Origin of the sequence: Brakhagea baltica (assembly GCF_052161605.1) — a bacterium.
Lineage (GTDB): Bacteria > Planctomycetota > Planctomycetia > Pirellulales > Pirellulaceae > JBKCUI01.
On sequence record NZ_CP197409.1, the window covers coordinates 1,194,758 to 1,209,478 of the forward strand.

Annotated in this window: 15 protein-coding genes and 1 tRNA gene; 2 read left to right on the top strand and 14 right to left on the bottom strand. The window is 52.7% G+C overall.

All coding sequences use genetic code 11. The annotated features are described in order from the left end of the window. Window positions 1-242 precede the first annotated feature (242 nt). Window positions 243-1,010 (top strand): BamJ family beta-barrel-assembly machinery protein, encoded by a 768-nt coding sequence (gene bamJ, locus SH449x_RS04725; protein ID WP_482380171.1) that lies wholly within the window; start codon window positions 243-245, stop codon window positions 1,008-1,010. Window positions 1,011-2,173: 1,163 nt separating this feature from the next. Here the strand turns inward: bamJ and SH449x_RS04730 are convergent. Together SH449x_RS04730 and SH449x_RS04735 are read right to left on the bottom strand one after the other, a co-directional pair. Then, window positions 2,174-2,380 (bottom strand): hypothetical protein, encoded by a 207-nt coding sequence (locus tag SH449x_RS04730; protein WP_482380172.1) that lies wholly within the window; start codon window positions 2,378-2,380, stop codon window positions 2,174-2,176. A gap of 95 nt (window positions 2,381-2,475) precedes the next feature. Further along, window positions 2,476-5,319 (bottom strand): hypothetical protein, encoded by a 2,844-nt coding sequence (locus SH449x_RS04735; RefSeq protein WP_482380173.1) that lies wholly within the window; start codon window positions 5,317-5,319, stop codon window positions 2,476-2,478. 74 nt (window positions 5,320-5,393) lie between these two features. On the opposite strand from SH449x_RS04735, the gene SH449x_RS04740 reads away from it, so the two are divergent. Then, window positions 5,394-6,293, top strand: a complete 900-nt coding sequence (locus SH449x_RS04740) for a hypothetical protein (RefSeq protein WP_482380174.1) — start codon at window positions 5,394-5,396, stop codon at window positions 6,291-6,293. Between the two features lie 30 nt (window positions 6,294-6,323). Here the strand turns inward: SH449x_RS04740 and SH449x_RS04745 are convergent, their stop codons facing one another. From SH449x_RS04745 to SH449x_RS04800, 12 genes are all read right to left on the bottom strand, one after another. Continuing rightward, the gene (locus SH449x_RS04745) at window positions 6,324-6,857 is read right to left on the bottom strand and encodes a hypothetical protein (RefSeq protein WP_482380175.1); all 534 of its coding nucleotides are present in this window, start codon (window positions 6,855-6,857) and stop codon (window positions 6,324-6,326) included. A gap of 139 nt (window positions 6,858-6,996) precedes the next feature. After that, window positions 6,997-7,431: a hypothetical protein gene (locus tag SH449x_RS04750; RefSeq protein WP_482380176.1), complete on the bottom strand. Its 435-nt coding sequence runs from the start codon at window positions 7,429-7,431 to the stop codon at window positions 6,997-6,999. A gap of 91 nt (window positions 7,432-7,522) precedes the next feature. Next, window positions 7,523-8,119: a hypothetical protein gene (locus SH449x_RS04755; RefSeq protein WP_482380177.1), complete on the bottom strand. Its 597-nt coding sequence runs from the start codon at window positions 8,117-8,119 to the stop codon at window positions 7,523-7,525. A 63-nt stretch (window positions 8,120-8,182) separates the two neighbouring features. After that, window positions 8,183-8,803 carry a hypothetical protein gene (locus SH449x_RS04760; protein ID WP_482380178.1) on the bottom strand — a complete coding sequence of 207 codons (621 nt, stop codon included), beginning with the start codon at window positions 8,801-8,803 and terminating at the stop codon, window positions 8,183-8,185. After that, on the bottom strand, window positions 8,800-9,003 hold the full coding sequence (locus tag SH449x_RS04765; RefSeq protein WP_482380179.1) for a hypothetical protein: 204 nt from the start codon (window positions 9,001-9,003) through the stop codon (window positions 8,800-8,802). The genes SH449x_RS04760 and SH449x_RS04765 overlap by 4 nt, the downstream gene beginning before the upstream one ends. A gap of 254 nt (window positions 9,004-9,257) precedes the next feature. Beyond that, window positions 9,258-10,070: a hypothetical protein gene (locus tag SH449x_RS04770; RefSeq protein ID WP_482380180.1), complete on the bottom strand. Its 813-nt coding sequence runs from the start codon at window positions 10,068-10,070 to the stop codon at window positions 9,258-9,260. A 106-nt stretch (window positions 10,071-10,176) separates the two neighbouring features. Next, the gene (locus SH449x_RS04775) at window positions 10,177-10,485 is read right to left on the bottom strand and encodes a hypothetical protein (protein ID WP_482380181.1); all 309 of its coding nucleotides are present in this window, start codon (window positions 10,483-10,485) and stop codon (window positions 10,177-10,179) included. Between the two features lie 176 nt (window positions 10,486-10,661). Next, complete coding sequence (locus tag SH449x_RS04780; protein WP_482380182.1) at window positions 10,662-11,201, bottom strand: RNA polymerase sigma factor; 540 nt, start codon at window positions 11,199-11,201, stop codon at window positions 10,662-10,664. Continuing rightward, window positions 11,188-11,637, bottom strand: a complete 450-nt coding sequence (locus tag SH449x_RS04785) for a hypothetical protein (RefSeq protein WP_482380183.1) — start codon at window positions 11,635-11,637, stop codon at window positions 11,188-11,190. Before SH449x_RS04785 ends, SH449x_RS04780 begins: the two co-directional genes overlap by 14 nt. Window positions 11,638-11,782: 145 nt before the next feature. Beyond that, window positions 11,783-13,024 carry a tyrosine-type recombinase/integrase gene (locus SH449x_RS04790; RefSeq protein ID WP_482380184.1) on the bottom strand — a complete coding sequence of 414 codons (1,242 nt, stop codon included), beginning with the start codon at window positions 13,022-13,024 and terminating at the stop codon, window positions 11,783-11,785. Then, on the bottom strand, window positions 13,021-14,244 hold the full coding sequence (locus tag SH449x_RS04795) for a tyrosine-type recombinase/integrase (protein ID WP_482380185.1): 1,224 nt from the start codon (window positions 14,242-14,244) through the stop codon (window positions 13,021-13,023). Before SH449x_RS04795 ends, SH449x_RS04790 begins: the two co-directional genes overlap by 4 nt. 121 nt (window positions 14,245-14,365) lie before the next feature. After that, a tRNA-Met gene (locus SH449x_RS04800) sits at window positions 14,366-14,439 on the bottom strand. Window positions 14,440-14,721: the final 282 nt, after the last annotated feature.

Here is a 14,721-nt window from a genome sequence, read left to right on the forward strand (position 1 = left end):
CGCTTGGAGGAGCCCATTTGCTCGCAGAGAAATCCTGCTTGCTATAGAATTAGGGAGAATTTGATTGAGGAAAATTGGGCGAAATCGGAATCTTTGCGCGATTTTTCCGTTTGGATCCAGATTTTGGACAAAAATGGGCTGGGTACGATTTTCGGTGTGGGTTAGTCTCATAGGCCCGATTGTAACCAATCCCCCCATCCCGCCCCAGTTCGTTTCGAATGTTGACCAAGGAAATCTCTCGTATGTATTGGAAAATCAGAGCGACCTTAGCCCTAGTAATCGGTGGTGTTAGCGTACTAGGTTCACAAGCTCAAGAAAACGTCGGTGGTGCCGTGCAAAAACCTGCTCCTATAATCGTTGGCAACCCACCTAAGGCGAATGCCTCAACCGCTGACATCAGCTACTTCATTGGTTTCGATTTTGGCAGCCGGTTGGCCGGCCAAAAATTCACCGACAAAGAGCTCGACATGAAAGAGCTCGCAGCAGGAATTGTCGATGCTCTCTCTAAGAAGGATATTCGACTTACAGACGATCAAATCAACGCTTGCGTTGCATCACTTGATGCCCTGATGCAGAAAAAAGCCGCAGAGATGCAGCAAGAGTTCTTGGAGCTGGCCAAGGCCAACTTGCAGAAAGCCAATCAGTACCTTGAAGAGAACAAGAAGAAAGATGGCGTGCAAACCACCAAGACAGGTTTGCAGTACAAAGTGCTCAAATCGGGCAGCGGCAAGCAGCCAACGGTAGCCGACGAAGTCATCATTCACTACGAGGGCAAGACCATCGAAGGTGAAATTTTTGACTCATCCATACAACGCAATGAACCCGCTCGATTTCCGGTGCAACGAGTTGTTCCAGGTTTTTCGGAAGCTCTGCAACGAATGAAGGTTGGCGACAAATGGTTGGTAACGATTCCACCAGCGTTGGGATATCGTGAGCAAGGTTCTCCGCCAGCGATCGGCCCCAACGAGACCTTGATCTTCGAGATTGAGTTGCTCGACGTAGTTAAATAAAGCGCACGCAATATTCAACTTTTCTGTTTCATGCATTGTGCATCGGAACAATGCGTCTTGAAATGCCGCAGGCTTGCCCTGCGGCGATTCTCGTTTCAAGCTACGCAAAATAGCCCTCCCTACCATGCCCTTTCCTTCAGCGACATACCCGCTGCGAAGAAAAGGAATAAGGGTGGCAACGGATTGGATTTCCTGTAGCTTAGCGGAGAAGAGCCGATTCGGGGCTAGCTCGTTGTCGCTGTAAACATTTACTGGACTCGTTGAATCTGTTGGATTCGTTCTCTTAATCCGCTTTCTATTGTTCTGCTCCTTTATCTTGGGCAAATGTTAAGACCGTAGTGGAAGTCCACAACTCGGTCGATGGTTCGGAGGTTCAGATTTAGACGACGACCACGAATAGAACGAATGCAGGAATCGGTTTTTTATTCGTATGATTCGCGGTTCCTTTTTTCGTAAAAATCAACCCCGAATACTCGCGTGTAGACAGTTGCCACCTCAGGGCCCCCAGTGATAGCACCCACTATCGATCATTACGTGCGTCTGGATGGGTGTATACCCTCAGATGGAGACTCATCTGCATTAGAAACGCTTGTACTAGAAGCGATCGAGATCATTCCCGACTTCTGGGCTTAATTTGCCCAGAACGGAAGCACAAACTGGCATCAAATTTAACGCAATTTTAACTGGTAACTTGATAAGTAGCGATGAGTGGACTCGAACCACCGACACACGGCTTATGAAAACGCCCGCCGAATCAAGCTTTTTTCAGTGTTTTTCCAGGTCAAAACCACTTTTCGACCCGGTTTTCCCGGTCTCACGTTTATACACGTTTTCCCAAGGGTTTCAAGCTTTTTCCCGTTTTGTTCCCGATTATCTGGGAACTTTCCCGGATACTTTTTTTGCCTGCTAAACGGGTATCCCGTCAAAGCTCTGAATCGGCCCTACTGACACTACCGGAAGACTCAACGGGTCACAGTAACGAAGCCACTGCGCGGGCATAAAAAAACCCCCAACTACTGCTGGGGGCTAATGCGTCGTAGTACCGATCGTCACGCATGTCACGGATACTAGGCCACCGCGCTGGCTCGATCCAAGTAATCTACTCTGCTGATCCGGGCTCGGTCAACTGGCTGCTGTTGAGGGTGTATCAATTGGTACATCCTCTATCCGCCCGACTCGGGTAACTGACTCCAACCAGTGGACTCGGTAACCTCCGGCTTAGGGATCTCTCGCTGAATGTTCCGCGCCATCGACTCGGAAATACCAAGACGTTTGGCTACGATAACCGGCGTGAGTCCTTTTTTAAATAGCTGCTGGGCTCTCTCGATGGTCTGCTGACTGACCTTACGCCCCATTCGCCCGTTGTGCATTGCCACCTCCTACCCTCGGAATAAAACACCAAGGGTAGGAATAGGTTAGCAAGCCTCAACTATGGGCTGGATTGGCATAAATGCGCATCCTCAAATCAACCACGCTTAGCCGCTGCCCAATCCTTGCTTCGCTGGGTACTGATCTCCATCTTCACGTCTTGGAGTTCAATTCGGAGTTTACGCTCCACGGATTCTGACATTTCGGTGATTGCCCGTTCCACTTCCGGTAGGATCGCATCCACAACTCTGTCAGTATCGGCTTCCACTTTCATGGAAACATCGAACGACGCTTGAAGCTGAGCTTCCAACTGTTGTCTCGTAGACTCAAGCTGCTTTCTGGTCATGTCCATTGAACTGCCGAAAGTGGTATCGAATCCCAACCGCTTGGCATCCGATGCAACTGACTCATCGACAAATCGCGAAGTCTCATCGGTTCCAACGCGGCTGAGTAGGTCACGCTCCATCTTGCTCAACGCTGCCCCGCCGCCTGCCTGTGCCTTACCCAATGCCCGAGTTGCCATATCCCGTTCGATTGCGTCCATGTCCACGAAGGAACGCATTGCCGATTTCCGCCTACCCTCAAGTGCATCCAGTTTGGCCCCCTGCTGGTCGATGCCCGTCATTATGGTTTGCTGGATTTCCCGCTCGATCGCTAAACGGTCTGTACCGTATGCGCGAGCAAGCTGGGCTTGCTTCTCAAGACTACGAACCACTTCGTTCTGATAATGCTGGGCTTCCTTCATGGCTGACGCTAGGTCTTCCTCGCTGGTCCCCGCGAAGGCAAGAGCCCTGTCTAACTCCTGCTTGGCCTTGCTGTACTCCTGAACCGCCAAGGAATAGGTTGCCGCTTCGCCTCCCAACATCTCGAGATTCTCATTGGGTCTGGAACGCATTCGCATTGAGCTTTTCGATAACTGACCAAGCATTGCGGAACCGAGAATCCCCTCATCGGTCTCGGTCCGTAGCCTCATTCGGTCTCGTAAGGCCTCGCGCTCAAAATCCCGATCTCCGGCACCGTCCTGAAAGCTGAACCGCTCGGTGGTCAATGCCGATTGCCGGCGAATCGAATCTGAACTATCAGCATATCGCATTCGGGCTAACTGCCGCTGCGTTTCCGCTTCTGCTCTCGCTGTTGCGCGGTCTGCCTCATTGTTGATGCGGTTCCGGTCTAAAGATAACTGGCCCCGATCCACTCCAGCCTGTGAAGCTGCAAGTCCCGCAATGTCACCGGCCAAATGCAATGGGGGAACGGCTGCCCTGAGAACGTCACCGCCCGGAATCATGCTGAACACTCGGTCATTCACATCGGAAAGCCCACGTGCAAAGCGACTCATCGGGGAATCCAACCGTTCGAATTGGCCGGTCAACCTTGCAAGGTAGGCACCTAAACGCATCGTCATTGCCTGCATCGAACTGTCGCTGGTAGTGGATGATCCGGTTTGATGGTCGTAAACGGCTTTGCCTGCTACCGCCGCAACTGCGAGTGGTGTAACCCTACCGGCCATTGAAGCAACACCGCGTAAGCCGGTCATGCCGGCCAAGTTACCAAGCATCGATCCAGCTCCCCCGGCTGCACTAGCCCCGGCTGCCGCCCCCGCTGCTACTCGACTTGCTGCCAATCTACCATTAGCAGCCGCTGCTGTGTTGGCCGCCGCCGCTTCCTGGACTAACGAAGCATGGTAAGCCTTCAATCTTGCTAGCTGCGCAGTCTCCAACGCTGCTTGTGTCGTCTGGGCTCGGGATAGTAACTGCTGTGCTTCTCTGGCCTTTTTCAGTCCGTCCGAAAGATCGGTATATGCCTTAATCCCGCCCTTAACTACATCGAACGTCCCTTGAATCACGGCAAGGGAACGAAGCATCTTTTCCGCGTTTTCTTCCGACACTAGGCCGATAGTAGCAAGCCCCCGCGCTACCTGGGCTGCATTGATCCCGGCCTCAACGAACTTCTTACCGGCGTCGGCTGTCGCCTTATCCGCCGCATCGCGGTATCGCTGGAGATGCCCCTCTCCAATCCGCAAGTTAGCCGCTATCTGGTCCATAGTGGACCCGTTTTTCGCGATATATCCGTCTAGGTCTTTCGCCATAGCTGCGTAGGCTTCGGAATGGGCTACCATTGAACCGGCGTAAGCCTCGCGTGCTATCGTGGCTTGTGCTGTCGCATTACTCGCAAGCGACGAAACGGACTTGTCCAACTGCTCGACGATCTCATCAACGGATGAAGTCGAATCAACGGCCAATTCAGCAAAGACATTCTGCATTGCTCGAGTCATTCCGGAAACGTCGAAATCGTTGATCCTGGCCTGAACGGAATCGATTGCGTCTTCTGCCGCCTGTGCTTGCTGAACGACTGCATCTGGTACGGCGCTGGAAACACCATCCCCCATAGGTCGAACAGCATCGGGAACGGATGAACGTCCACGCATCGCTGCGGCTGAACTCTCGGATAGCTTCTCCATGCTGGTCGAAAACGATGTCACGATCCCCGTAAGCTGGGATTCCCATTGTTGGGTGATGACTTGCCCCGTATTGGCCGAAAGAGACTCGATCTCAGTGAAGAAACCTTTAACCGACTTGCTCAAACCTGACGTGTCAAGATTGCTCAATCGGTCCTGAACTTTGCTGATCGATGCGTCAAAGGCTGCGACCTGGGCAATCACGGAATCGGGTACGCCGCCTCGGATTCCGGATCCCATTGGCTGTACGGAGTCCGGTACTGCTGAACGCATCGAACCTGATGAACTGTTAAGCCGGTCCAGGTTACTCGATAGGGAATCGACTAGGCCCGAGACCCTGCTGGCTGTCCTGCCGATGGAATCAACGCCCGCTGTCATCCTGGCTTGTGCCGCTTCTACGCTGGATGCAAGGCTCTGTAAGGCTGACTTGGATTCCGGGTGATCCATTACCCCGATGCGGAACATTACGTCGGTATCTTCGCTCATCGTTTTTTGCCCTGTAACTATTGGTAATCGAACATTGATGTTCACATGTTCGCAACAACGAAGGGAAGTAACAAATGCAAGACTTATTCGACGATCCGGCAACTATCGGACAACCGAAAAAACGGACCAAGAAAAGCAAGGCTACCGCTACTGAACGGGCTGTCTATGATCCCGATAAGGACCGCGAACTATCCCGCGTCGAACTGAATAAGATATGGGCTGAACATGCTGCTGGGTACACGGTCAAACAAATCGCCCTGGCCCATAAATTGCCGCTCAAAAGGACCGAGTACGCTATCTCCATCGATCGACATTGGTATATCAAGATGCTCGAACGGTTGGATTTAATCGGGCAATACGGGAAAGAACAGTTCGATTTTGTCGGCCAAGAGATGAATAATCTCGACCGGGATGATCTGCCCGATGTCGTGGCCGGCATACCCGCATCTGATGCTCAAAGAATATGGGCACTGCAATACCTCCAACCGCGTCCAAGTGATCTCCTCAACGCTAATTGGATCGATCCGGAAGTCGAACGGCAACAACGCGCGTATGAGGAACGACGAAAGGCATACTCGTATTGGAAACGGAAGCTGAATTGCTCTGACGATGTTGCCGAATTGGTCCGTAGGACCGCTGCCGGGGAACCATTCCCCGAGTTTGGCCACCGACCTGATGATGAAGAATCGCCCGGCGATGAATCAATCTTCGACGCCCTATTTGGATCGAACGAAGAGCCTGTAATCGGCTCGGAAATTGACGATTACCTGCCGCAAGATCTGATCGATCAATGCAATAAATCGATCGCTCAATGGCTCGAAACTAGGTCAATCGCCTTTGCCGATGCGGTGCGCAGAAAGTTATGGAAGTACCATCAAGTGATCGCAACGCGAAAGGCTTACCCCCGAGTCCCAAAGGAACCGCAAGTACAACCTGCTAAGATGCGTCGGTACCTGGAAGACGCCGATGACTAGCTGGAACGAACAACTTAAGGCCAAATGGCACTAGGTGGACTGCGGGGTAAATGTCATCTGTCTGACTGGCTTTCGCCTATGTCGCTCTGCGGCCTTATCTAGCAGCTGAAAGAACTGGTCCCTCTCCTCTGGGGTCATTGCGTCGAGCAAAGTCTTAGTTTCGTCGTCTAAAGGTCTCTCGAAGAAATCGCTGAACGGATTGCCGGAACGATGCGTCCGGTCTGTGATCTTAATGACGAACTCTAGTTCCTCCTCTGTCTTGCAAGCATCCAGCAATGCCCGGTACTCAGGTGATGCGTAGTCGCTGCCGTGAACCTGGGAAACGGACTCGGTAACAACCTCCCTGTGCTCGACTGAATGCAATTTGGGAAGCACAAAGCTGAACAGCCAAGTCCTGGCTTGATGATCCCCGGCCTTAGCATCCTCAACGGCTTTTTTGAAGATCTTTTTCGCTGCCGATTCGTCGAGTACCTCGCGCAGGATCTGAGAGTAAGACTTCTTTACCTTACCTTTTTTGGCCTGATTGCCTGGTAGAAACTTTCCTTTGTTGTCTCGATCGCTCATCCCGTTTTCCTCCGTTTTTCGCCCGTAATATCGGCCAAAGTTGACACTACCGAACGGGCTGTACAGAATCAAACTACCTCGGCTCGGGGCTGGGAGTTGGGCGGCTGGGTTTTTCGTTCCCTGGCCGCCTTTTTTTTCGCTACGCGTCCAACGTCGCGAACAAACTGCGCGATAGATGCTGCTTAATCCTGGTGGCGAACGCACTGCATCGATTATGGGACGTGACAACCTCCACGCGGATCGTACTGGCTCGCTGGTGCGTCATTTCTCCGGTAGCTGCTAGCGTCTCAAGTAGTCGTCTAACGTCATCGGACAATGGATGCTCTCGACGGATGATCTCAATGGCTAGATCGATCGCTCTCGCGTGGGCGGACTGCATCAGTGAGTAGCTGATACCTGCTAGGCCATCGCCGCGTAGCATCGCCATGGCGGATTCCTCGGCTTCCTTGTAGGACTGCCAAAGGGCTGCAAGCTGGTCTGCCTCCTCATTGGTCTTTTGGACCGCATCGGCAAGTTCTGGATCTGCCGGCATGGGCAATCGGTACACCTGAAAATTGATTTCTAATCTAGCCATAGTCGTCTTACCCTTGGTCTGAAAATGGGCGCTAAAACGCCCGAAAGTTTAGTTTTGAAACTGCCGGTTTAGGCGCTAAAGCGCCCGAACGTCACTCGTAAATCTTGGCTCTCACCATGTCCCGTAGCTCTATAATCCGCTCGGATGCCTTCATCAATTTTTCGTCGAACTCTGCGCGAACGTCCTCACGAATCTGGGCTAACTCGGACTCGGAAATCGTGTCGATCTGCCGTTTGCCCATAGCGGACTTCGATAACTCGGCTAGTCGGTCTGCCCGCTCACGTAATCGCCGGATAACGGCATAGGCACCTACGCCTAACGATCTGCCACGTCCGCATAATGCCAGTAGAGACTTAACCTCATCGGATGCCGCCTCAAGCGTGTTTTCGGCCTGTGCACTAGACGTAAGGATAGCGATAGCGTCCCGGATCTCCTTTTCCAAGTCCTTTGGAATCGCCAAGTAGACGGTCTCCGAATCGCCCGAAACAACCTCTGGACTGGCTGCCTGATTGAGATAGAGACTCTCTGCCATCTGCTGCGCGGATGATACAAGATCGAATACCCGCTCTAGGGTCGCCTGTGTCTCTCCGTCTGCCTTTTTCATCGCCAGGGCTATGTCCTCGGCTGCCAAGGTGATCGCACCCCACGCGAATCGTAGTGCATCGTCCCGGTTTGTCTTTTTCGTCATCTGAATAGCTCCTAAAATTGGTCCTGAACATGGGCTTGAATCAAAGTGCCAATTGGCCCTAGGTTACTCTGTCACCCGCTCTGCAATCCTGACTGCCAAATCATGGAAGTGCCGGCATAGGAACGCGGCTTGATCGTCTAAGCTTCCGATTGCTTGGAAGTGCTTGGTCAACTTCTTGATGCGCATGATTTCCCGCTTGGAAAGTACCTCCGATTCCAGGCCGGGTAAGATGACTTGCTCATGCTCTGGCCTAGGTTTTGGTGGAACGATGCGGGAAGCTGATTCCTCAATTGCCGGGGCTCCCGTCCCGAGTTTCGGGTGGCTTTCAGCATTCCGAACCACATCTGCCAAATACTCATCGGGAACCCGCTCTAGGGCTCCCAAGGCTTCAATTGACTTGATACGGACCTCTTGCTCTGGAGCATGCTCTCGAAGCCTGCTGGCCCCCCGTTGGGCTTTCTCCAGTTTGTCGAAGTTTTGGCGTGACATACCAAGCTCGACCTCGCAGAACCTTTCAAACGACGAATAGTTCTCCCGATACAACCTGCGGCTCCGGATCTCGGACATTGCGTCCAGGACCTCGGCAAACGCGTCCCGCTTGGTCTGGACGATGGAAAGCAACCGCCGGTAGTCTTGCCGGTCAGTATCGGAAAGCTCGATCGCGTCGAATATCGTTACGGTCATTTGGTTCTGCTCCTCATGGGGGTAGTGTTCACATCCTTCTTGGTCTCCACAAATCGGCTGTCACTCCCCCGGTAAACGCCCGGAAGCCGTAATAGCCCCTCTAAACGCTTCGCTCCCGCCTGAGTCCGATATGTCGGCCTGTCCCAATCGAATCGCATCTGGCGCAAGTCTGACGCCTTGCCGGGTCGTTTTGTCTTCATGGTCACCTCCGTTTTGGTTTGTGCTGTCGTTTCGGATATCCGCGCGCGACATATAAGACGCTCGCTCTCGTGTCTCTCTCCATCCCATTGATGCTTTCTCTCATTGGGTCTCTTGGATCTCTTGCTTCTCTTGGATTTGGTTTTCTTCTTCTCTTAATTGAAAGGAATTCAACGGGGTAAACGCGAAAGCGTTTCTTATGTAAGTTCTCTTTTCTTCTGTACTGTTTTTAGATCCTCTTTATATGGTTGCAGAATCAGGATAGCGCATTACAGAATCCGGATAGGGGGTATTCCAAAATCGGGATAGGGCATTCCAAAATCAGGATAGGGGGTTTTCCCTCCTTCCTCTCCCTCGCTTCGTCTTGTTCGACTAGGTCTTTTCGCAACTCTTCGACCTCATCATGCTTGCCAACCGGCAACATCATGCTCTTCGGGTCTCCGTGTGCTGTGATCTTTCCCGCCTTGATGAGAGACGATTTCGCAGCGAATAACTGACTTGCCGCAAGTCCGGTCAACGACTCCCACTTTCGACGTGGAACCTCTAGGTATCGCCCGAGCTGAAAGTTCACGACTGCGTCACCTAGACTCATCTCGCAAGACAGCATCTTGGCTGTTTGGCTTAGAACGATCCCCAACAAGACTTGTTCACGAAACTTGTCTTTGGGAGTGATTGTCCCGATCGGCAGCATTATCCAATCGGTATTAGGTTTTGGTTTGAGTCGATACTCGTTTGACTGCTTGTCCGAATCGACCCGAGTAATCAGCTTGTGTTCACAAAGAGTCTTCCAATGATTGGATACCGTTGTCACCGCGACTTTGGTGATTTCGGAAATACGCTCGGCACCCGCGAAGTACTTTTCGCCCCCTCGGATAATGAACCGCATGGCCGCTAACGTAACTGCCGCTTGCTTAACTTTCTTGATCTCATCGAGATACAAAGCCAAGTACGGAAATTCCTTGGATCTATATGGGTCAATTGCACCGGCAAGCCATTCCATAGGCGTACCTTCGAAACGCCTATCCTCCCATTTTGATTGACCCGATTGCTGACGTTCTGTATGATGCATTCGTTGTTCTCTGGACGGAATGACGTGCTATTTGGATGTTCGCTTGCGTTTCGCGACCATCAGAAAAGGCCACCTTTGACCGGGGTGGCCTTTTCCATTTACTGACTTAGATACCCTCGGCTGCTAGAAACGACTCAGCCGAATTCTTAGCCCGTTCCAACTGCTTGGTGGTTGGCCCTCGTTCCATTGCCGGCGATGGCTCGATATGGTCCTCCATGAAGTCCGCAAGCCACTCCCGAGTGGTGCACGTTTTCCCGCCGAGAAAGACTGTCTTTAGCGTCCGCAATTGGCCGCTGGTCGTTTTGCCGTGCTTTTTCCACCGGCTGACGGTCTGCTTGCACACCGGAAGCCCGTACATTTCGGCATGTAGTTCCTGGACTGGCCGATACTCTGATTTTCCTACGCTCTTTATCATGCTCGTTTCCTCTCTCTTGCTTTAATAGACGACGATACCGACTCGTTCGCACACCTTCGCAATATGGCGAAAACGGAAACGGAATTCAAATTGGGCGCAAACATGAAAAAACCCTGGAGTTTTGACATTCCAGGGTTCTAGGTTTGGGCGCTTTAGCGCCTATTTCGATCTCGACCTTAGGCGCTAAAGCGCCTGACCGCTTCCTCCTTTACGGCAAAGTGCACCGCCTCACGATGCCTTTCGATTGCGGTCTGAACCTGCCGCTTGCCGATCCCGAGTCGCTTCGCAATCTCTGCTTGCGAGCATCCATCGATTGCCAACCGGACCTCCTCGACGGTTCCGACTCGATCGGCAACACCGAGTAAGATCTCCGCTGCTTCAAGAGCTTCGGAAGTCCGGTAGTCAACCTCGATCTCTGGAATCTGGTCCTGCATCGTTGGCCGGGATGCCGCTTGCCGGTTCCGATCCAGACACGTCCTCAAAGCAACCCTTGTCACCCATCGAACGAACTCACCGCCGGTTTCAGCCTTACACTTTGCGAGATGCCGGTAAACCTTGAACGCCACGTCCTGCCCGAGTTCTTCCGCGTCATCCCAGTTTCTTAACTCCTTGTGGCCGATCGCCCACGCTAGCCGGGTAGCATGTCCCATTAAGCAGTTGATCGCCGTTACATCGCCCCCTTGGGCTGCTACCAGAGTCTCACTAGCGATAAACATGGTTAACCTCCTTTTCGACCGTGTATAGCAACGGCTCCTCTAGATCGTTCTCGTTGAACGCGATGAAGCCCTGATCTATCGCCATGTCGTAGATAGTCCGATTGTCGGCAAAGAAATCGATGCTTGTCGCACCTGCCCGAATCGCTTGATGGAGTGCATACCCCAGTGCAATCGACTCCAGCCGATGCCGCCTGACTTCCGGCAAGCACCACACCGCGATAGCATCGGTATCCCAGATAATCAGCGCCACCGCGTCATCCCGGAAGCTGCCGACCTCCACATTCGCACCGTCTCCCACATGATTCCGGATCGCATTTATAGCCGCTAGAAGATTGGCCGGTGGCATTTCATCATATTCGGCGCTTAGCGCCATTATGGCCGCGCAGCCAAGTAGCCCGATCTTGTCGCCCCGTTCTATTTTTTTCCACGTTAGCATGGTATTTCCTTGAGTTTTTACGTTAGTTGTTTGAACAAATAGGCGCTAAAGCGCCCATTTAGCGCCCGAGTTTCAGGCGCTTTAGCGCCCGTTCGGAGACTGACTTTCAGGCGCTTTAGCGCCCAAATGATCCGCATTGATGCGGTTACTTGCCCATAGATCGCAGTACCGCTTTTCGGAGAGTCTCGGCATCGACTTCATTGACCAATGCCCTCAGTAGGTCATCGTTATCAGTGATCGATGCCGCTGGAGTCTGCGTTGCCGATGCCGGCTCGACCGTCTTGGGCTCCTCTTTGGGTTCCGGCTTCTTGCCTGATCCAATGGCGGGTAGAGTATCTGATGCCTCTTTCGCTTCGCCCGAGTCGAGACACGTATAGATCCCGATAGTCAATTCCGGCTTGCTGTGCCGCATTAGCCGTTGGGCTAACGACACGTGCACGCCGGCCCGGGCTAGCATGGTCCCAAAACTGTACCTCAGCGCGTGAATATCGATCTGCCTACCCTCGCTATCCACCCGGGGGATTCCGGCAACTTCGATATCGCGGTAAAACCGCTTGACCCCCTTGGCGGGAATTAGGAATAGCTGGTCATCCGGACCTAGCTTGTTTTCTTCGATCCATTGCTTTAAGTCTCTTGCCAGTTCACCGGGCACCGGCAACACGTCGCTATTCCCGTTCTTGGTGTATCGACTGTCGAGAGTCATCTTCTCATCTTCTAACGCGAGCCTGCCAACCTTGAGGTTACCGAGTTCGCCCCACCTGACCCCCGTAAGTGCCAACGTCCGATAGACCAAAGCCCACTTTTCCCCGTCACGCCTGAGCCTGTCCGTAGTACGCTTAGCATTGCGGTACTTAGTTGCTGTCTCTGCGAGCTGGCCCACGTTCTCGAGAGTGATCGGATTGGCTTGCCAGTAATCGGTATGCCGGCTTCCTATCATTCGACTCTTACAATACTCCGCCAACGGCCTGACCTTTGCCACATAGATGAGCTTTTCGAGTTCATCGGCTGTCATCGCGCGACGTAGCTTTCGCCTGTCACTTTTGAACTTCTTGGGTCTCGGTGCATTCTCAACGGGGTTCTTTTTGATGAACTTCATCGCCTGAGCCCACCGGAAAAACCCTGAGCAATAGACCCATTGCAGCTTGCGTCCGTTGGCCGATACCTTTGGCCGATCCTTGCCTACTTCATTCGCTCCAAAGTCAACGAACCACTGGATTACATCCTTTTCTTTCACCTCGTTGAATCGAGTGACCTCAAGTTCCCGTATCAGCCTTTTGATGCGGTAACGCATGTCGTTCACCGTGCTTGGCTTGAGTCCTTCGGCCACCTTGAACGCGATATAATCCTCGACCGCCAAATCCAATTCCGTCATTGTTCCGATACTCATTTTGCTAGTCTCCTCAATGCTTCGATCGCTGATTCCTTATCTCTTTGTGCATAGATCTGGGTAGTATCTAGCTCTGAATGGCCTAGCAAAACGCTGGCCGCCTCGATGCCCAATTCCTTCCGGATCTTGGTAGCGAAAGTGTGCCTGAGCTGGTTCGGGCTCCACGTATGGTCCTTCCGCCACTGGGCGATATCCGCCTTTTTCCGCATCCCTTTGGGAACCGGCCATACCCTTTCGCATGCCCTAGATATCGCTCTCCCGTAGCTGCCCGTCGTGTAGCTTTCGCCTGGGATACGCTTCGGCCTAGACCGCTTGTTCGTCCCTGGCTTGTTGCCACACGATAGAGGAGTTACCCGCTTGAGAGTCCTATCCTGTAGCACCTCCTTGTTCGCGTCCTTAGGGGAAAAGCAATACGCATCGGCTGGCCTGAGTAGATACCGCGATAAGATCGCCTGAGCCTTTGCCGGGACATAGATAGTCCGCTGCTTACCGCGCCATGCGTTCTTATGATGATGGAGATGGATCTCCCACACGTCCGGATTCGATCGATCGACCATTCCCGGCTGGATCGCGCAGACTTCCCCCGGCCGGCATCCGGTCTCCAACTGGAAACGGACCATATCCGCAACGACTCGCGATAGCTCGGGGAGTGTTTTCTCTACCGTCTCCATCGGGACCGGCTTAATCTCCTCAGTCTCTCTTAGACTGGTCCGATCCTTTTTTAGCCCCGGCACCATGCCGACCGCATCCGCCACCGCTGCGGGGAGCTTTCCCTCCGTCACGGCCCATTTCAGCATTCGAACAATGCGTTCACAGAGTCGATTGACGTAGGTTCTCGACCTGTCACCCTCGCTTGCAATTACGTCCCGAACGGCTTTGTACTGCAATGGCCCGAACTGAACCGCCGGTGTCGGCCCATACAGTCGCTTCAATACAGACAATGCCGGCTTGACCCGGTGATATTCGCTTCTTGGTCCCGTCCCGTAGTAGCCCTTCGCGAATTTCACATAGTCCGCGATTAGTTCGACTACTGTATACTGCGGAACCGGGACACCAAAGGATTTAGAGTTATCCTGAGCCCCCCATTCTGCGATTAGGCGGGCATACTCCCGCTTGGAACTGGGAGAACCATACTCCCCTAGAAGATAGTCCTTACCATTGATAGTCACGCGAGCTTGGCCGCTCGAATGCTTCCGGTAGGACGGTACTCTTGCTCTCATTCTCCTAAACCTCCCTTAGAGTGAATCCGGGAACTTTCCCGATTCGGAGGTTTAGATTTTTTGAATCCCGTTTTCAAATCAACCGCGTGTTTACCGCAATTTTTCAAGGGATTCTTGAGAATAGCGATGAGTGGACTCGAACCACCGACACACGGCTTATGAAGCCGTTGCTCTAACCGACTGAGCTACATCGCCATAATTTTTGGGGCCACCCAAACCCTAACATCGCCTTTTTTGCCGAGCGAGGTTGAGGTGAGCTACCCATCCTGTCCGGGATTTTACACGCTACCGCTCCCCTGAAAAGCCGAACTGCAAAAATCTTGACTTCCAACCAATCCTTTTTGGCTATTCGGCACATTTACTCGGGATGCCAGTTTGTTCCCCCTAAGTAAAGAGGCTCAAAAATTCCCGACTGGCTCTTGCAACGACGTGCGAGAATTTGGTAACCACCCGTGTATAGACCGCTTCCTAAGCCAC